This is a genomic window from Pseudomonas sp. NBB, from assembly GCF_032701105.1.
GTDB lineage: Bacteria > Pseudomonadota > Gammaproteobacteria > Pseudomonadales > Pseudomonadaceae > Aquipseudomonas > Aquipseudomonas asiatica.
This window is the reverse complement of the sequence record NZ_CP103994.1, coordinates 3,610,986-3,634,862: the sequence shown is the minus strand read 5'-3', so window position 1 is coordinate 3,634,862 and position 23,877 is coordinate 3,610,986. Positions and strand designations below refer to the sequence as shown.

The following is a 23,877-nucleotide window of genomic DNA, read 5'->3' as shown; positions in this document are numbered from 1 at the left end:
CTTTAATCTGTGCTCCAGATGGCAGCAGAAGTTCCCGAGGATACCGGGCACTGCAATCAGATGGAACGTTTGGCGCACGCTGCCTTCAAATACTGGCTAAATGCCCTGCCAGACCCGGCAAAGCTGGTTAGACTCGCTTAACAGGACGGCGCAGTGGCAGATAATGACAAAGACAGATCCGCCACACTTTTCAATGGACTTTTAGCTCGGGCGTTTTCACATGATTCAAGCAGCCTCGATGGACCAGCGAAGCTTCCGCAAGCTGTTGAGCCGCAACGTCGGCCTACCCCTGGGGGTTGGCCTGCTGGGGGCCGTGGCCTTCGTTGCGGTGATCAACTACCTGCTTTCGGCCTTGCAGTGGGTCGAGCACACCGACCGGGTGATCGGCAATGCCAACGAAGCGGTCAAACTGTCGATCGACATGGAAACCGGCATGCGTGGCTTCCTGATCACCGGCGATGAGCGTTTCCTCGACCCCTACGAGGTGGCCAAGCCGCGCATTTTCGGCAGCCTGCAGAGCCTGCGCGGCATGGTCGAGGACAACCCGCAACAGGTCGAACGCATCGACCGGCTGATCGCCCTGCAGCAAGCGTGGAACACCTTCGGCAGCGAGATGATCAACTTGCGCCGCAGCCAGGGTGATTACCGCGCCTTGATCGGCAACGGCCGCGGCAAGCGCCTGACCGATGAGATCCGCAAGGAGTTCGACAACCTCATCGGCAGCGAACAACAATTGCGCATGGCGCGCAACGAGCGGGTCAACAGTGTGACCGTCACGGTCATGTCGTCCTTCGTGCTGTTCATCGTCGGCCTCAGCGCCTTGCTGGCCTACCTCGGGCGGCGCGACCTGCTGGCGCTGTCCGCTACCTATGACGAAAACTTCCAGGCCCAGCAGCGCGCCGCCGAGCGCCTGGAGCATCAGGCCTGGCTGCGCAACGGGCAGACGCAACTGTCCGAACAGGTGCTCGGCCAGCTGACCCTGCCCATGCTCGGTGACAACATCCTGCGTTTCTTCGCCAGCTACCTGGGCAGCGTGGTAGGCGCGTTGTACGTGCGTGACGAACATGGCCGCCTGGTGCGTGTTGCCAGCTATGGCCTGGATGCCGAGGAGCAGGCGCGCGAGCAGGTACTGGGTGACCACGAGGGGCTGCTGGCCCAGGCCGTGCGCGAAGCGAGGCTGCTGCGCCTGGACGACTTGCCTGAAGACTATTTCCAACTCAGCTCCGGCCTTGGCAGGGGCCTGCCGCGCAGTGCCATGCTGATGCCCTCCAGCGACGACGGGCAGATCAACGGCGTGCTGGAGCTGGGCTTCCTGCGGCCGTTGCAGGAGCGTGACGAAGAGATGCTGCAGCGGGTCCGTGGCAACGTCGGTATTTCCATCGAAAGCGCCCGTTACCGGCAGCGCCTGCAGGAGGTGCTGGCCGAAACCCAGCAACTGAACGAAGAGCTGCAAGTGCAGCAGGAAGAACTTAAAACCGCCAACGAAGAGCTCGAAGAGCAATCCCGCGTGCTCAAGGAGTCCCAGGCCCACCTGGAAACCCAGCAGGCGGAGCTTGAGCAGACCAACGAGCAGCTGTCGGAGCGCACCGAGGCGCTGGACCGCAAGAACGACGAACTGCTCCAGGCCCAGGACGAGCTGCAGGCGCGTGCCGAGGAACTGCAGCGTTCGAGCAAGTACAAGTCCGAATTCCTCGCCAACATGTCCCACGAGTTGCGCACGCCGCTGAACAGCTCGCTGATCCTGGCCAAGCTGCTGGCGGAAAACGGCGAGGGCAACCTCAGCGACGAGCAGGTCAAGTTCGCCGAATCCATCTATTCGGCCGGCAACGACCTGCTCAACCTGATCAATGACATTCTCGACATCGCCAAGGTGGAAGCCGGCAAGCTGGAAGTGCGCCCTGAAACCACTCAGGTGGAGCGCCTGGTCGAAGGCCTGCGCAGCATGTTCGAGCCGTTGGCCGGGCACAAGGGCCTCGCCTTCGAGGTGACCACCGAGGCGCAGGTGCCGGCCACGCTGTTCACCGACCGCCAGCGCCTGGAGCAGATTCTCAAGAACCTGCTGTCCAACGCCATCAAGTTCACCGAGCGCGGCCAGGTCAGCCTGAACATCGGTTACCAGCCTGGCACCGGCATCGTCTTTGCCGTGCGCGATACCGGCATCGGCATCGCCGCCGACCAGCAGCAGGCGATCTTCGGCGCATTCCACCAGGTGGATGGCACCAGCAACCGCCGTTATGGCGGCACCGGCCTGGGCCTGTCGATTTCCCGCGACCTGGCGCACCTGCTGGGTGGGCAGATCAGCGTCGACAGCAGCCCCGGCCAGGGCAGTGTATTCAGCCTGATCCTGCCGGAGCGCTATGAGCGCGTGGCGCAGGATATCGAGCCGCTCAGCCTGCGCCCTGCGGTCGATAGCCTGCCACCCGCGCCGCAGGCACCAGTGGTGGCGGCACCGAAACGCCCGACACCAGTGTTTGCCGATGACCGTGAGCGCGCGCCGTTCGGCAACCGCTGCATCCTGGTGATCGAAGACGAACCGAACTTCGCCCGCATCCTCTTCGACCTGGCCCACGAGCTGGGTTACAGCTGCCTGGTGGCGCAGGGCGCCGACGAGGGCTTCGAACTGGCCGTGCAGTACATCCCCGATGCCATCCTGCTGGACATGCGCCTGCCCGACCATTCCGGCCTGACCGTGCTGCAACGCCTGAAGGAGCAAGCGAGCACCCGGCACATCCCGGTGCATATCATTTCCGTTGAGGACCGCGTCGAGGCCGCCATGCACATGGGTGCCGTCGGCTACGCGGTCAAGCCCACCAGCCGTGAACAACTCAAGGAAGTTTTCGCCCGGCTGGAGGCCAAGCTGACCCAGAAGCTCAAGCACATCCTGCTGGTGGAAGACGACGACCTGCAGCGCGAGAGCATTGCCCGTCTGATCGGCGACGACGATGTCGAGATCACCGCCGTGGCCATGGCCCAGGATGCCCTGGCGTTGCTGCGCGAGAATATCTACGACTGCATGATCATTGACCTCAAGCTGCCAGACATGCTCGGCAACGAGTTGCTCAAGCGCATGACCGCCGAAGACATCCGTGCCTTCCCGCCGGTGATCGTGTATACCGGGCGCAATCTTACCCGCGAAGAAGAAGCCGACCTGCTCAAGTATTCGCGCTCGATCATCATCAAGGGCGCACGCTCGCCGGAGCGCCTGCTCGACGAAGTGACGCTGTTCCTGCACAAGGTCGAGTCGCAGCTGTCCAACGAACGCCAGCGCATGCTCAAGACCGCGCGCAGCCGCGACAAGGTTTTCGAAGGCCGCAAGGTGCTGCTGGTGGACGACGACGTGCGCAACATCTTTGCCCTGACCAGCGCGCTGGAGCACAAGGGCGCGATCGTCGAAATCGGCCGCAACGGCCGCGAGGCCATCGAGCGCCTGGAGCAGCATGACGACATCGACCTGGTGTTGATGGATGTGATGATGCCGGAAATGGACGGCTTCGAGGCCACCCGGCTGATCCGCCAGCAACCACGCTGGCGCAAGCTGCCGATCATTGCCGTGACCGCCAAGGCGATGAAGGATGACCAGCAGCGTTGCCTGCAGGCCGGCGCCAACGACTACCTGGCCAAACCGATCGACCTGGACCGCTTGTTCTCGCTGATCCGTGTGTGGCTGCCGCAACTGGAGCGAATTTGACTAGCGAACGTAACACCGATATCGAAATCCGCTTGCTGATCGAGGCCATCTACCTCAAGTACAGCTACGATTTCCGCAACTATTCCGGCGCGTCGATCAAGCGCCGGATCCTGCATGCGCTGCGCCAGTTCGACTGCCTGACGGTGTCGGCGCTGCAGGAGCGCGTGCTGCACGACCCAGGCATGTTCATGCAGTTGCTGCAGTACCTGACGATCCCGGTCAGCGAGATGTTCCGCGACCCGGGGCACTACCTGGCGCTGCGCAACGAAGTGGTGCCGCTGCTGCGCACCTGGCCGTCGATCAAGGTGTGGATTGCCGGCTGCAGCACGGGCGAGGAGGTGTATTCGATGGCCATCCTGCTACGCGAGGAGGGCCTGCTGGAGCGCACCATCATCTATGCCACCGACATCAACCCGCATTCGCTGGACAAGGCCAAGCAGGGTATCTACTCGATGCAGAGCATGCGCGAGTACGCCGAAAACTATCGCATCGCCGGTGGCCGACGGGACTTTGCCGAGTACTACACGGCCGCCTACGGCAACGCCATCATGGACAGCACCCTGCGGGACAACGTGACTTTCGCCGACCACAGCCTGGCCACCGACAGCGTGTTTTCCGAAACCCAGCTGGTGTCGTGCCGCAACGTGCTCATCTACTTCAACAAGGAACTGCAGGACCGCGCCCTGGGCCTGTTCCACGAGTCCCTGTGCCACCGCGGCTTCCTGGTGCTGGGCAGCAAGGAATCGGTGGATTTCTCCGCCTACAGCGAGCGCTTCGAGCCGCTGGTCAAGCCCGAACGGATCTACCGCAAGTCATGAAAGGCGTACGCGCGATGGTGATCGGCGCCTCGGCCGGCGGCGTTACAGCGCTATTCAGTGTGCTGGGCGCGTTGCCGGCCGGCTTCGCCATTCCGGTAATTTGCGTGCTGCACCTGCCGGATGACCGCCACAGCCAGCTGGCCGAGGTGCTGCAACGTCGCCTGCGGCGGCCAGTGTGCGAGGCCTGTGACAAACAGCCGCTGCGCCCCGGGCAGATCTACGTGGCCGGGCCGGGTTATCACCTGTCGGTGGAGCGTGACCTGACCCTGTCGCTGAGCCAGGAGCCGCCGGTGCATTTTTCCCGGCCGGCGATCGACTACCTGTTCATGTCGGCGGCCGATGCCTATGGTGCCGGCCTGCTGGGCATGTTGCTCACCGGGGCCAACGAGGATGGCGCAGAAGGCCTTGCCTATATCAAGCGCAATGGGGGCCGGACCGTGGTCCAGGACCCTTGCGACGCACAGGTGGCGCTGATGCCGGAGGCCGCACTGGCCCTGCACCAGCCCGACCATATTCTTTCTCTGAGTGGCATCGAGCGATTGCTCGCCGCCCTGGAACCTAGCGCATGCTAAGCCACACCATCGCCAAACTGCTGATCGTCGACGACCTGCCAGAAAACCTGCTGGCCCTCGACGCCCTGCTCCAGGGCCAAGACCGCGAGGTGCACCAGGCCCAGTCGGCCGAGGCAGCGTTGTCACTGTTGCTCGAGCACGAGTTCGCCCTGGCCATCCTCGACGTGCAGATGCCGGGCATGAACGGTTTCGAGCTGGCCGAGCTGATGCGCGGCACGGAAAAGACCCGCAACATCCCCATCGTGTTCGTCACTGCCGCCGGGCGCGAGATGAACTACGCGTTCAAAGGCTATGAAAGCGGTGCGGTGGACTTTCTGCACAAGCCGCTCGACACTCTGGCGGTGAAGAGCAAGGTGTCGGTGTTCGTCGACCTGTACCGCCAGCGCAAGGTGCTCGACCGCCAATTGCAGGCCCTGGAACGCAGCCGCCAGGAGCAGGAACTGCTGCTGGCCCAGCTGCAGACGGCGCGGGGTGAACTGGAGCATGCCGTGCGCATGCGCGATGACTTCATGTCGATCGTGTCCCATGAGGTGCGCACCCCGCTCAATGGCCTGATTCTGGAAACCCAGCTGCGCAAGCTGCACCTGGCACGCGGCAACCTTGCCGCCTTCAGCGTCGACAAGCTGCAGGCCATGGTCGAGCGCGACGAGCGGCAGATCAACAGCCTGATCCGCCTGGTCGAAGATATGCTTGATGTATCGCGCATCCGCACCGGCAAACTGTCGCTGCGGCCCAAGGCGTTCGACCTGGGCCAACTGGTGCGCGGCCTGGTGGAGAACTTTGCTGCCCAGGCCAGCGCACTGGACACCCATATCGAGTTGCAACGCTGCGAGCCGCTGCTGGGCGAGTGGGACGAGTTTCGCATCGAGCAGGTGCTGGCCAACCTGTTGTCCAATGCCTTGCGTTATGGTGAGCGCAAACCGGTGCAGGTGCGGGTATTCGAGCAGGACGGCCTGGCCTGCGTGCAGGTGCAGGACCATGGCATCGGCATCTGCGTTGCCAACCAGCAGCGCATCTTCCAGCAGTTCGAGCGGGTCGCCACCCAGCAGGTCACGGGTGGGTTGGGCCTGGGGCTGTACATATCGGAGCAGATCGTCCAGGCCCATGGCGGGCGCATATTGGTGGAGAGTGAAGAGGGCAAAGGCGCCACCTTCACCTTGCAATTGCCACTGGCAACCTGCGAACAACAAAACGACCAGGCAAGGGCAACCTCTGCGTGAGCCTGGGGTCTGATGGCCAGCTGTAAGTATTTCAAGGCGTTGACATGAGTGAAGATGCACAAGATGTAGTACTGGTGGTCGAGGACGAACCGGCGATTCGCATGATCCTGCGTGATTACCTGGCAGGCGAGGGCTACCACGTGCTGGTGGCCGAGGATGGCGAGCAGGCGTTCGCGATCCTGGCGAGCAAGCCGCACCTCGACCTGATGGTGACGGACTTCCGCTTGCCGGGCGGGATTTCCGGGGTGGACATTGCCGAGCCGGCAGTGAAGTTGCGGCCGGACCTGAAGGTGATCTTCATCAGCGGCTACCCGGCGGAGATTCTCGAGTCCGGCAGCCCGATCACCCGCAAGGCACCGATCCTGGCCAAGCCGTTCGACCTGGATACCTTGCACGAGCAGATCCAGTCGCTCCTGCGCTAGCCTGCACTGGCCCTCTCGCGGGTAAACCCGCTCCCACAGGAACTGTGCAAACCTTAAGACTTGCACAGTTCCTGTGGGAGCGGGTTTACCCGCGAAAGGGCCGGAGCAGGCTAGCGCAGGGTCCGCTCCAGCCCACCCACCAGCATGCTTTCCATCAACCCCAGCCCCTGTTCTTCGGGCAAGGCCTTCAACAGCCCCGGCAACTGGTTCAGCAGTGTCGCCACCACATGCGCCGTGGCCACCAGGGCCTCCCCCTGCAACTTCGCCTGCGGTGCGATCAACCTCAGCAACCCCGCCTCATAGCGCTTGCGCAGCAAGGCCAGGCGCGCCTGCTGGTCGTCGCTCAGGCAACAGAAGTCGCGCTCCGCCAGGCGAAACTGCATGGGCCGCTCGGCATGCAGCTGCCAGTGCGCGGCAATCAGGCAGCTCAGCGCCGACGCCCCGCGCGCCATGGCCCGGCGCCCCTGGTCCAGGGTGGCCTGCAATTCCTCGTACAACTCCTCGATCAGGTCGTACAGCAGGTCCTGCTTGCTGGGGAAGTGGTGATACAGCGAGCCTGCGGTAAGCCCCACATGGGCCGCCAGCTCGCGCATGCTGACCTGGCCGAAGCCCTTTTCGGCAAACAGCGCCATGGCCCGGTCACGTCGCTCTTCAAAGTTGGCACAGCGCATCGCGGCATTGACCGGGGGCATGGCGTTCGCTCCTCAGTAGGTGAAGAAACCGCGGCCGCTCTTGCGCCCCAGCCAACCGGCCGCGACCATTTCCTTGAGCAACGGGGCAGGGCGGTACTTGCTGTCGTTGAAGCCTTCATGGAAGGCCTCCATGATCGCCAGCAGGGTGTCCAGGCCGATCAGGTCGGCCAGGGCCAGCGGGCCGATCGGCTGGTTGCAGCCCAGACGCATGCCGGTGTCGATGTCCTCGGCACTGGCCAGGCCTTCCTGGCGCACGAAGATCGCTTCGTTGATCATCGGCACCAGGATGCGGTTGACCACGAACCCAGGGCGGTTGCCGGCGGTGATCGGGGTCTTGCCGACCTTTTCGGTCACCACCAGCGCTTGGGCGTAGGTGCTGTCGCTGGTCTGCAGGCCGCGAATGATCTCGACCAGCGCCATCATCGGCACCGGGTTGAAGAAATGCACGCCGATGAAGCGTTCGGGGTGCTCGATGCTGGCCGCCAGCTGGGTGACCGACAGCGACGAGGTGTTGGTGGCGATCAGGCAGTCGGCGGCGACGTTGGCGGCCACCTGCTGCAGGATGCGCTGCTTGAGCTGCAGGTTCTCGGTGGCGGCTTCGATCACCATTTGCGCGCTGCTGAGCTGGGTGTAGTCGGTGCTGGTGCGAATGCGGGTGCGGGCAGCTGCCGCCTTGTCGGCGTCGAGGGTACCCTTGGCGACCTGGCGCTCGAGGTTCTTGCTCAAGGTGGCCACGCCGCGCTCCAGCGCAGCGTCGGACACGTCCACCAGCAGCACCTGGTAGCCGGCTACCGCGCACACCTGGGCAATGCCGTTGCCCATGGTGCCTGCGCCGATCACGGCAATCTGTTCAATGCTCATGTGTCAGGCTCCGTCAGACGCGCTCGAAGACCAAGGCGATGCCTTGGCCACCACCGATGCACATGGTGGCCAGGGCATAGCGGCCCTGGATGCGCTGCAGCTCATGGATGGCCTTGGTGGCGATGATCGCGCCGGTGGCGCCCACCGGGTGACCCAGGGAAATGCCCGAACCGTTGGGGTTGACCTTTTCCGGGTCGAAGCCCAGTTCGCGAGCCACGGCGCAGGCCTGGGCAGCGAAGGCTTCGTTGGACTCGATCACGTCCAGGTCCTGCACACTCAGGCCGGTCTTCTCCAGCACCTTGCGGGTGGCCGGGATCGGGCCAAGGCCCATCAGTTCAGGCTCGACGCCGGCATGGGCATAGCCCACCAGGCGGGCCAGGGGCTTCAGGCCCAGGCGGCGCACCGCATCACCAGTGGCCAGTACCAGGCCGCCAGCGCCGTCGTTGATGCCACTGGCGTTGCCGGCGGTAACGGTACCGTCTTTCTTGAACACCGCCTTCATCCCTGCCAGTTGCTCGGCGGTCACCTCGCCACGCACATGCTCGTCGGTGCTGAACTGCACGCTGCCCTTGCGGGTTTTCAGTTCCAGCGGAACGATCTGGCTGGCGAAGCGGCCTTCGGCAATGGCGCGGGCAGCGCGGCGCTGGCTGGTCAGGGCCAGTTCATCCTGCATTTCGCGGGTAATGCCGTGCTTGGCCGCAACGTTCTCGGCGGTGATGCCCATATGGAAGTGTTCGAACGGGTCCTGCAGCACGCCGACGGTGTAGTCGATGCCTTGCAGGTCACCCATGCGAGCGCCCCAGCGTGCCTGCGGCAGCAGGTACGGGCCACGGCTCATGGATTCGGCACCGGCCGCCACGGCCACGTCGGTGTCGCCGAGCAGCAGGCATTGGGCTGCCGAGACGATGGCCTGCAGGCCCGAGCCGCACAGGCGGTTGACGTTGAATGCCGGGGTTTCCTTGGGGATGCCGGCGTTCATTGCCGCTACGCGGGCCAGGTAGGCGTCACGCGGTTCGGTGGGGATCACCGTGCCCATCACCAGGTGGCCGACTTGCTCGGCGGCCACGCCCGAGCGCTCGATGGCGGCGCGGGTGATGGCGCTGGCCAGGTCGGCCAGCGGCAGGTCCTTGAGGGAACCGCCAAAACCACCAATGGCTGAACGGACGGCACTGACGACGTAGATTTCTGCGCTGCTCATAGGGGCTCCGATTGCGAAGGCATGGCGGGACCGGGCCAGGCTCTGCGAGAATGGCCGACGATCCCGGAGTGGGACCGAGTCTAGGCAAAGGCTCTGTTGCAGCCTATGCCGGAACTGTTCAGACAACCTGGCACTTTTTGCCACTCAGCATAGACAGCGAAAACCGCCATGCGCGATAGCGATTCGGTCGCCGTGTACTTCCTCAATGCCATGCTCCATGCCCTGCGCGACTGCCCCGCCGAACGCGATGCGCAGCTGCGTGCGGTGGGCATCGACCCACAACTGCTCGAGCAGCCCCAGGCGCGTGTACCGGCCAAGGCCTTCGCCCAGCTGTGGCTGGCGCTGATCCAGCGCCTGGACGATGAGTTCTTCCGCCTCGACAGCCACGGCATGCCGCCGGGCAGTTTCGCCCTGATCTGCCGGGGCCTGATCCTGGAGCCGAACCTGGAGAAGGCCTTGCGCCAGTGCATGGGCGGTTTTGGCCTGTTCCTGCGCGATCTGCGCGGCAGCCTGACGGTGCGTGGCGGGCGGGCGCTGATCAGCGTGCAGTCGAGCATCGCCGACCCGCTGACCCGGGTGTATGCCGAGGAAACCTACCTGGTGCTGATGATCGGCATGCTGTGCTGGCTGGCCGGGCGGCGGATCGCCATCGACCGCACCGAGCTGGCGGTGTCGCGCCCGGCCCAGGAAGACGACCTGCTGCTGTGGGGGCCGGACCTGCGCCTGGGCAGCGGGCGCACCGAGGTGGAGTTCGACAGCGCCTACCTGCGCCTGCCGGTGGTGCAGGACCTGGCGGCCCTGAAAACCTTCCTGCGCAGTGCGCCACAGGGGCTGGTGATTCGCTTTCGCAACCAGAACGGGCTGGTGGCCGAAGTGTACCGGCACCTGCGGGCGCGGCGTTATGGGCAGTGGCCGACGCTGGCGGCGCTGGCGCAGCAGCAGGGGGTCAGTGCCAGTACTTTCCGTCGGCAGCTGGAGCGGGAAGGGCGTTCGTACCAGCAGATCAAGGATGAGGTGCGCCGGGCAATGGCCTTCGAGCGGTTGCGCGAAGGGGAGTTGAGCATTGCCGAGATTGCCGAGCAGACCGGGTTCCAGGAGCCCAGTGCGTTTCACCGGGCGTTCAAGAAGTGGACCGGGCAGAGCCCTGGCAGCTACCGGGCGCGGTTGGCCGGGCGTTGAGATGTTGCCTGTGCCGGCCTCTTCGCGGGTTCACCCGCGAAGAGGCCGGCACAGGAAGTCAAGAGTGATCAGGCCGGCACCATGGCAAACCCGACCCCGAAGCGGTTCCAGGCATTGATGGCGGCAATTGCCAGTGTCAGGTTGGCCACCTCGGCCGGCTCGAAGTGTTCCTGCAAGGCTTCATATTCGCGCTGCGGCGCGCCGTGCTCGGGCAGCCTGGTCAGGCTCTCCACCCAGGCCAGCGCAGCACGTTCGCGCGGGGTGAAGTAGGCGGTTTCCTGCCAGACGCACAAGGTCTGCAGGCGTGCCTCGGTCTCACCGGCTTTGCGCGCATCGTTGGCGTGCAGGTTGACGCAGTAGGCGCAGCCGTTGATCTGCGAAGCCCGCAGGCGCACCAGTTCCAGCAGGGAATTCTCCAGGCCACTCTTGGCCAAGGCCTGCTCCAGGCCGACCATGGCTTTGTAGGCCTCGGGGGCGTGCTTGGCCCATTCGATACGGTTGTGCATGGCTGTCTCCAAAGGTGTGGGGTGGGGATGGCGCTACTGTAGCGCCGCACGTTGGCCTCCCCGATAGCCAATCACGCGCATAAGCGGGAGGCCAATCGGCCATTTGGGAGGCCACTGACAGGCATCCAATCTCTTCATTTCTGCCAGGCCGCCGAAGCCCGGATAATGATCAGGTCTTGCAACAGGGGAACCGATTCATGTCCGAAGAACGCTACATGCGCGAAGCGCTCGACCTGGCCCGCGCCAACATTCAGGCTGGTGGCCGGCCCTTCGGCGCCGTGCTGGTGTACCAGGGGCAGGTGCTGGCGCGTGCGATCAACGAGATCCACAGCACCCAGGACCCGACCGCCCACGCCGAGATGCAGGCCATCCGCAAGGCCAGCCACGCCCTGGGCCAGGCACGCCTGGACGGCGCCGAAATCTACGCCAGCGGCCACCCGTGCCCGATGTGCCTGGCGGCCATGCACCTGTGCGGTATCGAGCGGGCCTGGTTTGCCTACGACAACGCCGAGGGCGAACCCTACGGCTTGTCCACCGCGGCGGTATACGCGCAGATGGCTCGCCCGCCCCAGCAACAGAGCCTGCCGCTGCGCGCCCTGAAGCCCAGCGGCGAAGCCGGTCTTTACCTTGAGTGGAAACAGGCCAACGCACAATGAGAGCGGCATTGAACCTGCTGCTGGTCATCCTGCTGGCACTGAACCTGCGGCCGATCCTGACCAGCATCGGCCCGTTGCTCGAACCCATGCGCGCAAGTACTGGCCTGGGTTACCAGCAGGCGGCCTTGCTGACGGCGTTGCCGGTGCTGTGCATGGGCCTGGTGCCCTTGCTGCAACCCTGGTTGCGGCGCTGGATCAGCGAACATGGCGGCATGCTTGCTGGCCTGTCTGCCATCGCCCTGGCCTGCCTGTGGCGCCTGCAACTGGGCAGCGCCTGGGCGCTGATTGCCAGTGCGGTGGTCGCCGGCCTGGGGGTGGCGGTAGTGCAGGGCATGATGCCGGGGCTGGTCAACCGCTGGTTTCCCGGCCGCCTGGCAGGGGCGATGGGCCTGTATTCGGCTGCGCTGATGAGCGGCGGCGGCCTGGCCGCCGTGCTCGGGCCACACATCAGTGGCTACTTCGGCCACTGGCAGGTCGGCCTGGGCGTGTGGGCGATCCCGGCCGTGCTGGCGGTGCTGGCCTGGGCCGTGCTGCGGCCGCGCCAGGAGGCGGCGAAACTGGCCGGTGCCGCCGGCGGTCATTGGTTCGGTACGCGTCGGGCCTGGTTGCTGGCGCTGTACTTTGGCTTGATCAACGGTGGCTACACCAGCATGGTGGCCTGGTTGCCGGCCTATCACATCGAGCATGGTGGCAGCGCCCAGGGCGGTGCCGACCTGGTTGGCCTGATGACCATCTTCCAGGTGGCCGGCGCACTGGGCCTGCCGCTGTTGCTGCGGCGCTGGGCAGACCGGCGCCCGGGCCTGTGGCTAGCCTTGGCGATCCAGCTGGTGGGTTTCCTCGGCCTGCTGCTGGCACCCACGCTGGCCTCGGGGCTGTGGGTGGCGATGATCGGTTTCGGCCTGGGCGCCTGCTTCAGCCAGAGCCTGACGCTTACTCTGGAGCACCTGAAGACGCCTGCCGAGGCTGGCAGCCTGGCGGCGTTCGTGCAGGGCATCGGCTTCATCATCACCGGCATGGTGCCTTACGTCACCGGCTGGTTGCGCGACATGAGCGGTGATTTCCAGGCCTCCTGGACGCTACTGACCGTGACCGTGGTAGCGATGCTGCTGGTTACCACGTGGTTCAACCCTCGCGGTTATGCCGCGGCGATTGCTCGCCCGTTAGTGGCGGGCAAGGCCGCGCCGGTCAACTGAGGCGCTGCAGGGTGTCGCGCACCCGGTCCAGCGCCGGGTCGATGTCCAGCAGCTCGATGGCGCCGAAGCCCAGCAACAGCCCCGGGCGCACTGGCGCTTCGCTGAAGAACGGCGCGAGCGAATACAGGCCGACCTCCACCTTGCGTGTGAGGTTGGCCAGCAGCTCGACATCGACCCCAGGTTTGGCCAGGGCGCTGAGGTGGAACCCGGCGCTGGCGGGGATGGCGCTGAACCACGGTGCCAGGTCGCCGCCCAGCCGTGCGAGGATGCGTTCGCGACGGGCGCTGTAGACCTCGTGGCAACGGCGGATGTGCTTGTTCAGGTGGCCTTCGCCGAGAAAGCGCGCCAGTGCCCACTGCAACAGGGTCGGGCTGTGCCAGTCGCTGAGGTGCTTGGCCACGCAGGCGGCCTTCAGCACGTCGGGCGGCAGTACGGCGTAGCCCAGGCGCAACTCGGGCAGCAAGGTCTTGGAAAAGGTCCCCACATAGGCCACCAGGCCATGGCGGTCGAGGCGCTGCAGAGCGTCGGCGGCTGGGCCGTGGTAGCGGAACTCGCAGTCGTAGTCGTCTTCGATGATCAACGCACCCAGCTCGGCGGCCCGTGCCAGCAGGGCGTGCCGGCGTGGCTCGCTCATCGGCATGCCCAGCGGGAACTGGTGCGAGGGCGTCACGTAGATCAGCCGGGTGCCGTCGGCGATCTGCTCCACGCACAGGCCTTCATCGTCCACCGGTACCGATTGCAGGCGCGCGCCGAGGGCCAGGAACAGTTGCCGCGCTGGCGGGTAGCCCGGGTCTTCCATGGCTACCTGGCAACCCGGCTCGACCAGTACCCGTGCGATCAGGTCCAGTGCCTGCTGGGCGCCGTTGCACACCAGCAGGTCAGCGGCGCTGCAGTGCACGCCGCGGGCATAGGCGACATGATGGGCAATGGCCTCGCGCAGCTCCGGCAGGCCCTGGGCAGGGAACTGCCGCTCGGGATGGCGCTGGCTGCGGCGCAGGGCATAGTTCAGGCAACTGCGCCACTGGTCGAACGGGAACTGCGCCTTGCTCGAGGCCCCGCCGATGAAGTCGTAACGCGACGGAGCCTCCAGCTGGCGTCGGCTCAGCACGGTGGCGCGCTGCTGCCAGCGCTCGAGCGACGCGGCACCAGCCAGGGGAATCGCGGTCGATTCGCTGCTGCGCAGCGGCTGGCGCGGGGTGACGAAGGTGCCCCGGCCGACCACGCCGCTCAGTAGGTTGTCGTAGGTCAGCCGGGAATAGGCCTCGGCCACGGTCTTGCGCGACACGCCCAGCTGCTCTGCCAGCAGGCGGCTTGGCGGCAGTTGGGTGCCGGCGGCCAGGTGGCCGCTGTCGATGCCGGCGCGCAGTTGCTGGTAAAGCTGGTCGGCCAGGCCTTTGCGGCCTTCCAGGCGAATGTGCAGTTCCATGGAGCGGTCCGGAGCGGGGAAGTGCTCAGGATAGCGGATTGGTCGGGGAAGGGCATGGGGCCGCTTTGCGGCCCATCGCGACACAAGGCCGCTCCCACAGGTACAGCGCTGCAATCAAAGTCTGTGATGTCCTGTGGGAGCGGCCTTGTGTCGCGATGGGGTGCAAAGCACCCAGAAAGCCAACGCAAACTCAGATCCGGGCAGTACTCACCGTGATGTAGCCCTTGTCCGCCAGCGCGATACGTATCACCGTCTCGTCCGCCGGTGCCTTGCGGTTGCGCTTGATGCGAACGCCTTCCACCGCCGCCGCTTTCATATGCTCGGTAATGGCCCGCCCGTTCGGGTCGAAGAACAACTCGCTGGCCAGCAACTCGATACGCTCGATCAGTTGGCGGGAGCGTTCATCGGTGGCGCAGAAGAACATCACCCCCGACAGGTGGGGGTCTTCGTCCGGGTTGTTCATGTCATGGGCCAGCAGTTCGCGCAGGGTGCTGCGCAATTCGGCAGTGGGGCGGGCGTACAGGTGCATGCGGAACCTCCTCTGGATCGCGACCTTGCGTCATCCAGTGCCGATCATGTTTTCAGAGGGCGGAGGCAACAAGTAGGACGCTTCCGAGCGCCGAATAGGAAATTTCTGAAGGTGCCGGGATACCACCTGTTTTCATGCAGTGGGGCCGCATAGCGGCCCCTGTCAGCATCAGCGCCCAACCTCCTGCTTGAAACGCAAGCGCCAGCCATGCAGTAACGGTTCGGTATAGCCACTGGGCTGCTGCCGCCCCTTGAACACCAGCTCCCGCGCAGCGCGGAAGGCATGCGATGCCTCGAAACCGGCGGCCATCGGCCGGTACGCCGGGTCCCCGGCATTCTGCTGGTCGACCACGCCGGCCATGCGTTGCAAAGTCGCTTCGACCTGCTCGGCATCGACCACCCCGTGGTGCAGCCAGTTGGCAATGTGCTGCGCCGAAATCCGCAGGGTCGCGCGGTCTTCCATCAGGCCCACATCATGGATATCCGGCACCTTGGAACAGCCGACCCCTTGCTCGACCCAGCGCACCACGTAACCGAGGATACCCTGGCAGTTGTTGTCCAGCTCGGCCTGGATTTCGGCTGCGCTCCAGGGCCGCTCGGGGCTGACCGGGACACTGAGCAGGTCATGCAGCAACTCGGCGCGCTGGGCATTCAGGTCAACCTGTTCCAGCGTTTGCTGCACGGCCGCCACATCCACCTGGTGGTAGTGCAGCGCATGCAGTGTCGCGGCTGTGGGCGAGGGCACCCAGGCCGTGTTGGCGCCGGCCCTGGGCTGGGCGACTTTCTGTTCCAGCATGGCCGCCATCAGGTCGGGCATGGCCCACATGCCCTTGCCGATCTGCGCCTTGCCGCGCAGGCCACAGGCCAGCCCCACCAGTACGTTGCTGCGCTCGTAGGCCTGGATCCAGGCACTGCCTTTCATGTCACCCTTGCGCAGCATGGCGCCGGCTTCCATGGCCGTGTGCATCTCGTCACCGGTGCGGTCGAGGAAGCCGGTGTTGATGAACACCACCCGTGACGCGGCGCTGGCGATGCAGGCTTTGAGGTTGACGCTGGTACGCCGCTCCTCGTCCATGATGCCCATCTTCAGCGTGTGTGCGGGCAGGCCCAACAGGGCTTCGACGCGGCCGAACAGCTGGTCGGCAAAGGCCACCTCGGCCGGCCCGTGCATCTTCGGCTTGACGATGTACAGGCTGCCCTCGCGGGAATTGCCACGGCGCTTGAGGTCATGCAGGCCGATCAGGCTGGTGACCACGGCATCGAGGATGCCTTCCGGGATTTCCCGGCCATCACGGTCGTGGATAGCCGGGTTGGTCATCAGGTGGCCGACGTTGCGGATGAACAGCAGCGAGCGGCCCGGCAGGGTCAGGGGCTGGCCGTCTGCGCCGTGGTAGTGGCGGTCTTCGGCCAAGGTGCGTTCGAAGGTCTTGCCGCCCTTGCTGACCTGTTCGCTGAGGTCGCCCTTCATCAGGCCGAGCCAGTTGCGGTAGACGTTGACCTTGTCGTCGGCGTCCACGGCGGCTACCGAGTCTTCGCAGTCGATGATGGTGGTGAGCGCGGCCTCCAGCAGGATGTCCTTGACCCCGGCCGGGTCCTGCCGGCCGATGGCGTTGGCTGGGTCGACCTGGATTTCGAAATGCAATTGGTGATGCTGCAACAGGATCGCTGTTGGCGTGTTCGGCTCACCTTGGTAACCACGCAGTTGCGCGGGGTGCCTGAGGCCGACCTGGCGGCCATCGGCCAGGGTTACCTGCAGCGTGCCCTGGCTGATCGCGTAGGCCTTGGCGTCGCTGTGCGACGCACCGTCGAGAGGGGCCGCGGTGTCGAGGAACTGCCGGCCATAGGCGATCACCTTGGCGCCGCGTTGCGGGTTGTAGCCCTGGCCACGCTCGGCGCCCTCGGTTTCGGCGATGGCATCGGTGCCATACAGGGCATCGTACAGCGAGCCCCAGCGGGCGTTGGCGGCGTTGAGAGCGTAGCGGGCGTTGCTCAGTGGCACCACCAGTTGCGGGCCGGCCTGCACGGCGATCTCGCGGTCAACGTTGCGGGTGCTGACCTGCACGCTTGCCGGGGGCTCTACAAGGTAGCCGATGCCTTGCAGGAAATGCTGGTAGGCGGCCATGTCACGGATCGGGCCGGGGTGCCGGCGGTGCCAGTTGTCGAGTTCTGTCTGCAGGCGCTCGCGTTCGGCGAGCAGGGCGCGGTTTTGTGGTGCGAGGTCGTGGATCAGGGTGCTGAAGCCTTGCCAGAAGGTGCGGGCTTCGATGCCGGTGCCGGGGAGGACCTCATCTTCGATGAAGCGCTGCAGGGTGGGGGCGATCTGGAGTGGATGGTTTGGCATTGTCTGTTCGCTCGAGGTTCAGTCTTCTGGGTAAATGTTGCTTTTGCCGGCCCTTTCGCGGGTGAACCCGCTCCCACAGGGCTTTCACAAGGCCTGAGGCCTGTGCAGCACCTGTGGGAGCGGGTTTACCCGCGAAGAGGCCGGCACAGGATTCAGAGGGCAGCCGCCCCGGCCTTGGCCACCTGGGCATCCTGCTCGGCCTTGACCCCGGACACGCCGATCGCCCCCACCACCTGGCCATCCACCCGCAGCGGTACGCCACCTTCCAGGCTGGTCAGCAGCGGCGCGGTAACGAAAGCAGTACGGCCACCATTGACCATTTCCTCGTAATCTCGCGTCTCCTTGCGCCCCAGTGCGGCAGTGCGGGCCTTTTCCATCGCGATGTAGGCGCTGGCCGGCGCGCAGCCGTCCAGGCGCTCCAGGGCCAGCGGGTGGCCGCCGTCGTCGACCACGGCAATGGTCACGTTCCATTGTTGTGCCTGGGCTTCCTGGCGGGCGGCGGTCAGCACTTTGGCGACTTCGGCCTGGCCGATCACGAACTTGCTATGCATGGTGGTTCTCCGGGTTCAAGGCTGCTTCGACGATTTCGATCCAGTGCCGCACCGGTGTGCGTCCGGCCCCGTCGAGGTGGGCTTGGCAGCCGATGTTGGCGGTGGCGATGACTTGCGGCTTGCCGCTTTCCAGGGCGTTGAGGCGGTTGTCGCGCAGCTGTAGCGACAGCTCGGGCTGGGTCAGCGAATAGGTGCCGGCCGAGCCGCAGCACAGGTGGCCGTCCGGTACCGGGGTCAAGGTGAAGCCCAGGCGTGTCAGCAACGCCTCCACCGCACCCCCCAGCTTCAGCGCGTGCTGCAGGGTGCATGGGCAATGGAAGGCCAGGCGCTGTTCGGCGCACAGGCCCAGTTGCTCGACCGGCTCGTCGCGCAGCACCTCCACCAGGTCGCGGGACAGGGCGCTGACCCGTGCGGCCTTGGCGGCGTAGCGCGGGTCCTTTTCCAGCAGGTGGCCGTAGTCACGCACGAACGCGCCGCAGCCGCTGGCGGTTTGCACGATGGCCTCGGCGCCGGCTTCGATGGCAGGCCACCAGGCATCGATATTGCGCCGCGCCCGTTGCAGGCCTTGTTCCTGGGCATTGAGGTGATAGTCCACCGCGCCACAGCAGCCGGCCTGCCGGATTGGCACCACGCTGATGCCCAGGCGGTCCAGCAGGCGTGCGGCGGCTGCGTTGGTGTTGGGCGACAGGGCCGGTTGCACGCAGCCTTCCAGCATCAGCACCCGCCGCGCATGGCGCGGTGCGGGGCGTTGGCCGGGGGTGGTGACCCGCGCCGGCAGCTTGCGCTTGAGCGTTGCCGGTAGCAGTGGGCGCAGGGCCTGGCCACTGCGGGTCAGGGCCTTGAACAGCGCCGGGCGTGGCACCACTGCGCGCAGGCCCTGGCGCAGCAGGCGCTGGCCGAGCGGGCGTGGCACCTGCTGTTCGACCACGGCGCGGCCAATGTCCAGCAGGTCGTGGTACTTCACCCCGGAAGGGCAGGTGGTTTCACAGTTGCGGCAGGTCAGGCAGCGATCCAGGTGCAACTGGGTGCTGGCGGTGATCGGCGCGCCTTCGAGCATCTGCTTGATCAGGTAGATGCGCCCGCGTGGGCCGTCCAGTTCATCGCCCAGCAGCTGGTAGGTGGGGCACGTGGCGGTACAGAAGCCACAGTGCACGCAGGAGCGCAGGATGCTTTCGGCCTCGTCGGCGCGGGCCAGGCGTCGGGCGGTTTCGCTCAGGTTGGTTTGCATGGTCTGGCCTCACAGGTCCGGGTACAGGCGGCCAGGGTTGAACACACCCTGGGGGTCGAGTTGCTGCTTGAGCGCTCGGTGGTAGCGCATCAGCGCGGCGGGCAGCGGTGGGCTGCTGGCAGCGCCAGGGACATGGCAGGTGGCGTGGCCACCGACCTTGGCGACCTGCTCGCGGATGTACTGCGCCGGTGCCGTGGACTTGAGCCAGCGCTGCGCGCCACCCCAGTCGATCAGCTGCTGGCCGGGCAAATCCAGCTCGCCGGTGGTGTTGGGCACGGACAAGCGCCACAGCGGCGCGGGGCCAGTAAAGAACGCCAGGCGCTGCTCGCGCAGGTCGCTCCAGAAGCTGCTGTCCAGTGCCTCGCCGCCCAGGCGCTGGCGTGCCGACTGCACCGAGCCTTCGCCGCCTTCCAGGCGCAGGTACAGCGCGTCGCCGTCATGGCAGGCCGCGCTGATCGGCAGCGGCTGCTGGCCCCATTCGGCCAGCTCCGCCAGCGCCTGGTGGCGGCCCATCGGCAGGCGCAGGCTGAGGCACTGGCGCGGGCGGGGCAGCACTTTCAGCGACACCTCGGTCAGCAGCCCGAGGCAGCCGAAGCTGCCCGCCATCAGCCGCGACACGTCGTAGCCGGCAACGTTCTTCATCACTTCGCCACCAAAGCGCAACAGCTTGCCGTGGCCGGTGATTACCCGCGTGCCCAGCACATAGTCACGCACCGACCCGGCCCACGGCCGCCTGGGGCCCGACAGCCCGGCCGCGACCATGCCACCCAGGGTGGCGTCGGGGCCCAGGTGCGGTGGTTCGCAGGGCAGCATCTGGCCAGCCTCGTGCAGCGCTGCCTCGACCTCGCGCAGCGGCGTGCCGGCGCGGGCAGTCAGCACCAGCTCGGTCGGGTCGTAGCTGACGATGCCGCGGTGGCTGCGGGTGTCGAGTACCTCGCCGGCCACCGGGCAGCCGAGCATGGCCTTGCTGTTGCCACCCTGGATACGCAGCGGTGTGGCCTGGTTCAGCGCCTGGTTGACCTGCTCCAGCAGGGCCTGGCTGATGTCGCGGTCCATGCTCATCAGAAGCGCTCCAGTTCGGGAAAGGGCAGTTGCCCATGGTGCACGTGCATGGCGCCGAATTCGGCGCAGCGGTGCAGGGTGGGGATGTTCTTGCCGGGGTTGAGCAGGCCTTGCGGGTCGAAGGCAGCCTTGATCGCATGGAACAGGGTGATTTCGTCGCTGTTGAACTGTGCGCACATCTGGTTGATCTTCTCGCGCCCCACGCCGTGCTCGCCGGTGATGCTGCCGCCCACGGCCACGCACAGCTCGAGGATTTTGCCGCCGATGGCTTCGGCACGTTCCAGCTCGCCTGGCAGGTTGGCATCGAACAGGATCAGCGGGTGCATGTTGCCGTCGCCGGCATGGAACACGTTGGCCACGCGCAGGCCGTATTCGGCGGACAGGTCGCTGATGCCCTTGAGCACCCGTGGCAGTTCGCGGCGCGGGATGGTGCCGTCCATGCAGTAGTAGTCCGGGGAGCTACGCCCCACCGCCGGGAAGGCGTTCTTGCGCCCGGCCCAGAAGCGCACGCGCTCGGCCTCATCGCAGGCCAGCCGCACATCACGCGCACCGGCCTGGGCCAGCACGTCGGCGACCCGTTCGCAGTCATCGTGCACATCGGCTTCGACGCCATCCAGTTCGCACAGCAGGATGGCCGCAGCGTCAACCGGGTAGCCGGCGTGGATGAAGTCCTCCGCTGCGCGGATCGCGAGGTTGTCCATCATCTCCAGGCCGCCGGGGATGATCCCGGCAGCGATGATCTCGGCCACTGCCCGGCCGGCGTCCTCGACGCTGTCGAAGCTGGCCAGCAGCACTCGCGCCACCTGGGGCTTGGGCAGTAGCTTGACGGTAACTTCGGTGACGATGCCGAGCATGCCTTCAGAGCCGGTGAACAGTGCCAGCAGGTCGAAACCGGGGCTGTCCAGGGCATCGCTGCCGAGGGTCAGGCGTTCGCCCTCGACCGTGAGGATCTCCACCTTGAGCAGGTTGTGCACGGTCAGGCCGTACTTCAGGCAGTGCACGCCACCGGCGTTCTCCGCGACATTGCCGCCGATGGAGCAGGCTATCTGCGAGGATGGGTCCGGCGCGTAGTACAGGCCGTGGGGCGCGGCAGCCTGGGAGATGGCCAGGTTGCGCACGCCGGGCTGCACACGGGCGAAGCGGCCTTGCGGGTTGACCTCGAGAATGCGGTTGAAACGCGCCATCACCAGCAGGATGCCTTTGGCCAGCGGCAGGGCGCCGCCCGACAGGCCGGTACCGGCGCCGCGTGCCACCACCGGCACACCACGCTGGTGGCAGAGCCTGAGCAGGGCCTGCACCTGCTCCAGGCGCTCGGGCAGCACCACCAGCAGCGGCACCGTGCGATAGGCCGAGAGGCCGTCGCATTCATAGGGCTTGAGGTCTTCCTCGCGGTGCAGGATCTCGAGGTCCGGCAGGGCAGCGCGCAGCGCTTGCAGCAGCGCCCCCTGGTCCACATCGGGCAGCGCGCCATCGACGCGTTCGTCGTACAGGATATTCATCGGCTCACTCGGCAACGGTTTTTGTTGTTGTTGGCAAAGCGCTCACCCTTGCAGCCTGCGCGTGGTAGCTGTCGGGGTCGAGTACAGGGTGAGCTGGTCCTACCAGTTTTTGCGGCGGGTACTGGTTATTGACGGCTTTGTCCGGCTAAATTGAGACAAGTGGTCAAAGTGGTCATACCAGCAGGAGGGGCGCAGTGGGTAGTGAAGGCAAGGCCAAGGTCGCCGACCAGGTGGCCGAACGGGTCGAGCGGTTGATCGTCGACGGCGTGCTCAAGGTGGGCCAGGCCCTGCCGTCGGAGCGGCGCCTGGTGGACAAGCTGGGCTGCTCGCGCTCGGCGCTGCGTGAGGGCCTGCGCATCCTGCGCGGGCGCGGCATCATCGACACCGAGCAGGGGCGCGGCTCGTTCGTCGCAGACCTGACGGGCCATGCGGGGGCCACGCCGTTGATGCACCTGTTCGGCTCGCAGCCGCGTACGCTGTTCGACCTGCTGGAAGTGCGGGCGTTGCTGGAAGCCGAATCGGCGCGCCTGGCGGCACTGCGCGCCACCGAGGTCGACCGTTTGCTGATCCGCCGGCGCTATGAAGAGATGCTGGCTGCGCACGAAGCCCCCGAAGCGATCGATGCCCGTGAACATGCCCGCCGCGACCATGCCTTTCACCGGGCGATCAGCGAGGCTTCGCACAACCCGGTGCTGGTGCATACCTTGCAATCGCTCAGTGACCTGACCTTGAGCACGGTGTTCGCCTCGGTCAACAACCTGTATTGCCGGCCGGCGCAGAAGCGCCAGATCGACCGCCAGCATGCGCGGTTGTATCACGCGGTGATGGAGCAGTTGCCCGAGCAGGCGCAGCGCGCGGCGCGCGAGCATATCAACGGGATCCGCGACAGTTTGCGGGAGATCGAGCAGGAAGAGCAGCGGCTGGTAAGGGCTACCATGCGCATGGATGGCTGGGGTTGAGGTGTTGCCTGTGCCGGCCCTTTCGCGGGTAAACCCGCTCCTACAGGGGGGCTGCACTGGGTTTGAAGTCTGTGCGGTGCCTGTAGGAGCGGGTTTACCCGCGAAGAGGCCGGTGCAGAATTAGCCCAATCAATGATCGGCTATGCGGTCCTCCTGCGAGAGGAGGGCCCGGGCCAGCTCTTCATCATTGGCCTGCAGCCCTGGGTTGTCCTTGCGGGCCTGTTCCAGCGCCGACTCCACATAGGCGCCACGGATTGCACCACCGCTGGCAACGTAGGCCGAAAGCTCGTCACGCGCCGGGATGATCCGTTTGTCGTCCTTGAAGGTCGAGTAAAGCGAAGCGGAAACACCGGCCGAGGTTGCGACGTCGCCTGCGTCGACGTCAGCCAGGGCAGCACCGGCAGGCAGCAGGAGCAGCAGCGCAGGGGCGAGGAGTAGGTGGCGCATGGTGTGTTCTCCAGTAGCGTGAAGCCCAAGTAATTGAACCACTCAGTGATTAAGAAAGCGCAGGTGGGGAGGTAGTTCCCTTCGTATCGGAAACAGGCATTGACCCTGTCGAGCCAGGCGTGATCTGCTCGGGCTGCTGGCCCAATCATTCAATGGATGAAGGTTCTCCCCATGCCCGACTACAAGCTGCATTGTTTCGCCGAATCCGGTAACGCCTACAAGGCCGCCCTGATGCTTGAACTCACAGGCCAGGACTGGCAGCCGGTGTTCGTCGATTTCTTCAATGGCCAGACTCGCGAACAAGCCTGGCGCGACGACGTGAACGAACAGGGCGAGGTGCCGGTGCTGGAACACGCCGGCAAATCCTTTACCCAGTCTGCGCTGATCCTCGACTACCTCGCAGAGAAAACCGGGCAGTTCGGCCCCCGCGACGAAGACGAAAAGCGCGAGATCTGGCGCTGGATGCTGTTCGATAACCATAAGTTCACCAGTTACTACGCGGCGCTGCGTTTTCTTTTCTGCCTGAAGAAAACCGGTGAAACGGATGTGACCCGGTTCCTGCGCGAACGTGCCATGGCGGCCTACCGTATCGTCGACGTGCACCTGGCGAAGACACCGTTCATGGTCGGTGGCCGGCTGACGATCGCTGACCTGTCGCTGGCCGGGTATGTGTTCATGCCGGAGGACACTGGCATTGCGTTGGCGCAGTTCACCCACATCGAGGCATGGAAAGCACGAATCCAGGCGTTGCCAGGGTGGAAGCACCCGTATGAACTGATGCCCCGCGCGGCATCCTGAGCAATCCGGCTCGCCAGGCCATGGTGCAGTGGG

General features: G+C 65.6%; 22 protein-coding genes. 10 read left to right on the top strand and 12 right to left on the bottom strand.

The window, feature by feature from the left end; all coding sequences use genetic code 11:
• Positions 1 to 220: 220 nt before the first annotated feature.
• From NY023_RS16900 to NY023_RS16880, 5 genes are read left to right on the top strand one after another with little or no spacing between them, the layout of a single operon-like run.
• Complete coding sequence (locus tag NY023_RS16900; protein ID WP_024087339.1) at positions 221 to 3,688, top strand: response regulator; 3,468 nt, start codon at positions 221 to 223, stop codon at positions 3,686 to 3,688.
• Complete coding sequence (locus tag NY023_RS16895; RefSeq protein WP_003259474.1) at positions 3,685 to 4,506, top strand: CheR family methyltransferase; 822 nt, start codon at positions 3,685 to 3,687, stop codon at positions 4,504 to 4,506. The genes NY023_RS16900 and NY023_RS16895 overlap by 4 nt, the downstream gene beginning before the upstream one ends.
• The gene (locus NY023_RS16890) at positions 4,503 to 5,078 is read left to right on the top strand and encodes a chemotaxis protein CheB (protein WP_013973112.1); all 576 of its coding nucleotides are present in this window, start codon (positions 4,503 to 4,505) and stop codon (positions 5,076 to 5,078) included. Before NY023_RS16895 ends, NY023_RS16890 begins: the two co-directional genes overlap by 4 nt.
• The gene (locus NY023_RS16885) at positions 5,072 to 6,298 is read left to right on the top strand and encodes a hybrid sensor histidine kinase/response regulator (RefSeq protein ID WP_013973111.1); all 1,227 of its coding nucleotides are present in this window, start codon (positions 5,072 to 5,074) and stop codon (positions 6,296 to 6,298) included. The genes NY023_RS16890 and NY023_RS16885 overlap by 7 nt, the downstream gene beginning before the upstream one ends.
• A 44-nt stretch (positions 6,299 to 6,342) precedes the next feature.
• Complete coding sequence (locus tag NY023_RS16880; RefSeq protein WP_003256176.1) at positions 6,343 to 6,720, top strand: response regulator; 378 nt, start codon at positions 6,343 to 6,345, stop codon at positions 6,718 to 6,720.
• A 110-nt stretch (positions 6,721 to 6,830) separates the two neighbouring features.
• Here the strand turns inward: NY023_RS16880 and NY023_RS16875 are convergent, their stop codons facing one another.
• The 3 genes from NY023_RS16875 to NY023_RS16865 are packed head-to-tail and all read right to left on the bottom strand — an operon-like array spanning position 6,831 to position 9,471.
• Complete coding sequence (locus tag NY023_RS16875; protein WP_013973110.1) at positions 6,831 to 7,412, bottom strand: TetR/AcrR family transcriptional regulator; 582 nt, start codon at positions 7,410 to 7,412, stop codon at positions 6,831 to 6,833.
• Between the two features lie 12 nt (positions 7,413 to 7,424).
• Complete coding sequence (locus NY023_RS16870; protein WP_013973109.1) at positions 7,425 to 8,273, bottom strand: 3-hydroxybutyryl-CoA dehydrogenase; 849 nt, start codon at positions 8,271 to 8,273, stop codon at positions 7,425 to 7,427.
• A gap of 13 nt (positions 8,274 to 8,286) precedes the next feature.
• A complete protein-coding gene (locus NY023_RS16865; protein WP_013973108.1) occupies positions 8,287 to 9,471 on the bottom strand; it encodes an acetyl-CoA C-acyltransferase family protein in 1,185 nt (394 codons plus the stop codon).
• Between the two features lie 168 nt (positions 9,472 to 9,639).
• Between NY023_RS16865 and NY023_RS16860 the strand changes: the two genes are divergently transcribed.
• Positions 9,640 to 10,650: an AraC family transcriptional regulator gene (locus tag NY023_RS16860; protein ID WP_003259468.1), complete on the top strand. Its 1,011-nt coding sequence runs from the start codon at positions 9,640 to 9,642 to the stop codon at positions 10,648 to 10,650.
• 68 nt (positions 10,651 to 10,718) lie between these two features.
• On the opposite strand, the gene NY023_RS16855 is transcribed toward NY023_RS16860, so the two are convergent.
• On the bottom strand, positions 10,719 to 11,156 hold the full coding sequence (locus NY023_RS16855) for a carboxymuconolactone decarboxylase family protein (protein ID WP_013973107.1): 438 nt from the start codon (positions 11,154 to 11,156) through the stop codon (positions 10,719 to 10,721).
• Between the two features lie 197 nt (positions 11,157 to 11,353).
• On the opposite strand from NY023_RS16855, the gene NY023_RS16850 reads away from it, so the two are divergent.
• Together NY023_RS16850 and NY023_RS16845 are read left to right on the top strand one after the other, a co-directional pair.
• Positions 11,354 to 11,812, top strand: coding sequence for a nucleoside deaminase (locus NY023_RS16850; protein WP_013973106.1), 459 nt, complete (start codon positions 11,354 to 11,356; stop codon positions 11,810 to 11,812).
• Positions 11,809 to 13,005, top strand: coding sequence for a cyanate transporter (locus NY023_RS16845; protein ID WP_013973105.1), 1,197 nt, complete (start codon positions 11,809 to 11,811; stop codon positions 13,003 to 13,005). Before NY023_RS16850 ends, NY023_RS16845 begins: the two co-directional genes overlap by 4 nt.
• On the opposite strand, the gene NY023_RS16840 is transcribed toward NY023_RS16845, so the two are convergent.
• From NY023_RS16840 to glcD, 7 genes are all read right to left on the bottom strand, one after another.
• Positions 12,998 to 14,431, bottom strand: a complete 1,434-nt coding sequence (locus tag NY023_RS16840) for a PLP-dependent aminotransferase family protein (RefSeq protein ID WP_013973104.1) — start codon at positions 14,429 to 14,431, stop codon at positions 12,998 to 13,000. The two genes, NY023_RS16845 and NY023_RS16840, sit on opposite strands and share 8 nt — an antisense overlap.
• A gap of 190 nt (positions 14,432 to 14,621) precedes the next feature.
• Entirely contained in the window at positions 14,622 to 14,960 is a 339-nt protein-coding gene (locus NY023_RS16835) for a hypothetical protein (protein ID WP_013973103.1), read from the bottom strand.
• 168 nt (positions 14,961 to 15,128) lie between these two features.
• Positions 15,129 to 17,300: a malate synthase G gene (locus NY023_RS16830; RefSeq protein WP_013973102.1), complete on the bottom strand. Its 2,172-nt coding sequence runs from the start codon at positions 17,298 to 17,300 to the stop codon at positions 15,129 to 15,131.
• A 152-nt stretch (positions 17,301 to 17,452) separates the two neighbouring features.
• Positions 17,453 to 17,851, bottom strand: a complete 399-nt coding sequence (locus NY023_RS16825) for a heme-binding protein (protein WP_024087335.1) — start codon at positions 17,849 to 17,851, stop codon at positions 17,453 to 17,455.
• Positions 17,844 to 19,079, bottom strand: coding sequence for a glycolate oxidase subunit GlcF (gene glcF / locus NY023_RS16820; RefSeq protein WP_013973100.1), 1,236 nt, complete (start codon positions 19,077 to 19,079; stop codon positions 17,844 to 17,846). The genes NY023_RS16825 and glcF overlap by 8 nt, the downstream gene beginning before the upstream one ends.
• A 9-nt stretch (positions 19,080 to 19,088) precedes the next feature.
• Complete coding sequence (gene glcE, locus NY023_RS16815) at positions 19,089 to 20,141, bottom strand: glycolate oxidase subunit GlcE (protein WP_013973099.1); 1,053 nt, start codon at positions 20,139 to 20,141, stop codon at positions 19,089 to 19,091.
• Positions 20,141 to 21,640, bottom strand: a complete 1,500-nt coding sequence (gene glcD, locus NY023_RS16810) for a glycolate oxidase subunit GlcD (RefSeq protein ID WP_013973098.1) — start codon at positions 21,638 to 21,640, stop codon at positions 20,141 to 20,143. The genes glcE and glcD overlap by 1 nt, the downstream gene beginning before the upstream one ends.
• A gap of 194 nt (positions 21,641 to 21,834) precedes the next feature.
• Here glcD and glcC point away from each other — a divergent pair, with 194 nt between their 5' ends.
• Positions 21,835 to 22,599: a transcriptional regulator GlcC gene (gene glcC / locus NY023_RS16805; RefSeq protein ID WP_013973097.1), complete on the top strand. Its 765-nt coding sequence runs from the start codon at positions 21,835 to 21,837 to the stop codon at positions 22,597 to 22,599.
• Between the two features lie 129 nt (positions 22,600 to 22,728).
• On the opposite strand, the gene NY023_RS16800 is transcribed toward glcC, so the two are convergent.
• Positions 22,729 to 23,046: a DUF2388 domain-containing protein gene (locus NY023_RS16800; RefSeq protein ID WP_013973096.1), complete on the bottom strand. Its 318-nt coding sequence runs from the start codon at positions 23,044 to 23,046 to the stop codon at positions 22,729 to 22,731.
• 171 nt (positions 23,047 to 23,217) lie between these two features.
• On the opposite strand from NY023_RS16800, the gene NY023_RS16795 reads away from it, so the two are divergent.
• Entirely contained in the window at positions 23,218 to 23,844 is a 627-nt protein-coding gene (locus NY023_RS16795) for a glutathione S-transferase family protein (protein ID WP_024087331.1), read from the top strand.
• The last annotated feature ends 33 nt before the right edge of the window (positions 23,845 to 23,877 follow it).

What these genes read in the sequence shown, in the direction of transcription:
- NY023_RS16845 (WP_013973105.1), top strand. Translation starts at nt 11,809, where the DNA reads ATGAGAGCGGCATTGAACCTGCTGCTGGTCATCCTGCTGGCACTGAAC.
- NY023_RS16825 (WP_024087335.1), bottom strand. Translation starts at nt 17,851, where the DNA reads ATGCATAGCAAGTTCGTGATCGGCCAGGCCGAAGTCGCCAAAGTGCTG.
- NY023_RS16830 (WP_013973102.1), bottom strand. Translation starts at nt 17,300, where the DNA reads ATGCCAAACCATCCACTCCAGATCGCCCCCACCCTGCAGCGCTTCATC.
- glcE (WP_013973099.1), bottom strand. Translation starts at nt 20,141, where the DNA reads ATGAGCATGGACCGCGACATCAGCCAGGCCCTGCTGGAGCAGGTCAAC.
- NY023_RS16880 (WP_003256176.1), top strand. Translation starts at nt 6,343, where the DNA reads ATGAGTGAAGATGCACAAGATGTAGTACTGGTGGTCGAGGACGAACCG.
- NY023_RS16850 (WP_013973106.1), top strand. Translation starts at nt 11,354, where the DNA reads ATGTCCGAAGAACGCTACATGCGCGAAGCGCTCGACCTGGCCCGCGCC.
- NY023_RS16800 (WP_013973096.1), bottom strand. Translation starts at nt 23,046, where the DNA reads ATGCGCCACCTACTCCTCGCCCCTGCGCTGCTGCTCCTGCTGCCTGCC.
- NY023_RS16890 (WP_013973112.1), top strand. Translation starts at nt 4,503, where the DNA reads ATGAAAGGCGTACGCGCGATGGTGATCGGCGCCTCGGCCGGCGGCGTT.
- NY023_RS16885 (WP_013973111.1), top strand. Translation starts at nt 5,072, where the DNA reads ATGCTAAGCCACACCATCGCCAAACTGCTGATCGTCGACGACCTGCCA.
- NY023_RS16900 (WP_024087339.1), top strand. Translation starts at nt 221, where the DNA reads ATGATTCAAGCAGCCTCGATGGACCAGCGAAGCTTCCGCAAGCTGTTG.
- glcF (WP_013973100.1), bottom strand. Translation starts at nt 19,079, where the DNA reads ATGCAAACCAACCTGAGCGAAACCGCCCGACGCCTGGCCCGCGCCGAC.
- NY023_RS16860 (WP_003259468.1), top strand. Translation starts at nt 9,640, where the DNA reads ATGCGCGATAGCGATTCGGTCGCCGTGTACTTCCTCAATGCCATGCTC.
- glcD (WP_013973098.1), bottom strand. Translation starts at nt 21,640, where the DNA reads ATGAATATCCTGTACGACGAACGCGTCGATGGCGCGCTGCCCGATGTG.
- NY023_RS16875 (WP_013973110.1), bottom strand. Translation starts at nt 7,412, where the DNA reads ATGCCCCCGGTCAATGCCGCGATGCGCTGTGCCAACTTTGAAGAGCGA.
- NY023_RS16795 (WP_024087331.1), top strand. Translation starts at nt 23,218, where the DNA reads ATGCCCGACTACAAGCTGCATTGTTTCGCCGAATCCGGTAACGCCTAC.
- NY023_RS16835 (WP_013973103.1), bottom strand. Translation starts at nt 14,960, where the DNA reads ATGCACCTGTACGCCCGCCCCACTGCCGAATTGCGCAGCACCCTGCGC.
- NY023_RS16855 (WP_013973107.1), bottom strand. Translation starts at nt 11,156, where the DNA reads ATGCACAACCGTATCGAATGGGCCAAGCACGCCCCCGAGGCCTACAAA.
- NY023_RS16870 (WP_013973109.1), bottom strand. Translation starts at nt 8,273, where the DNA reads ATGAGCATTGAACAGATTGCCGTGATCGGCGCAGGCACCATGGGCAAC.
- NY023_RS16840 (WP_013973104.1), bottom strand. Translation starts at nt 14,431, where the DNA reads ATGGAACTGCACATTCGCCTGGAAGGCCGCAAAGGCCTGGCCGACCAG.
- NY023_RS16865 (WP_013973108.1), bottom strand. Translation starts at nt 9,471, where the DNA reads ATGAGCAGCGCAGAAATCTACGTCGTCAGTGCCGTCCGTTCAGCCATT.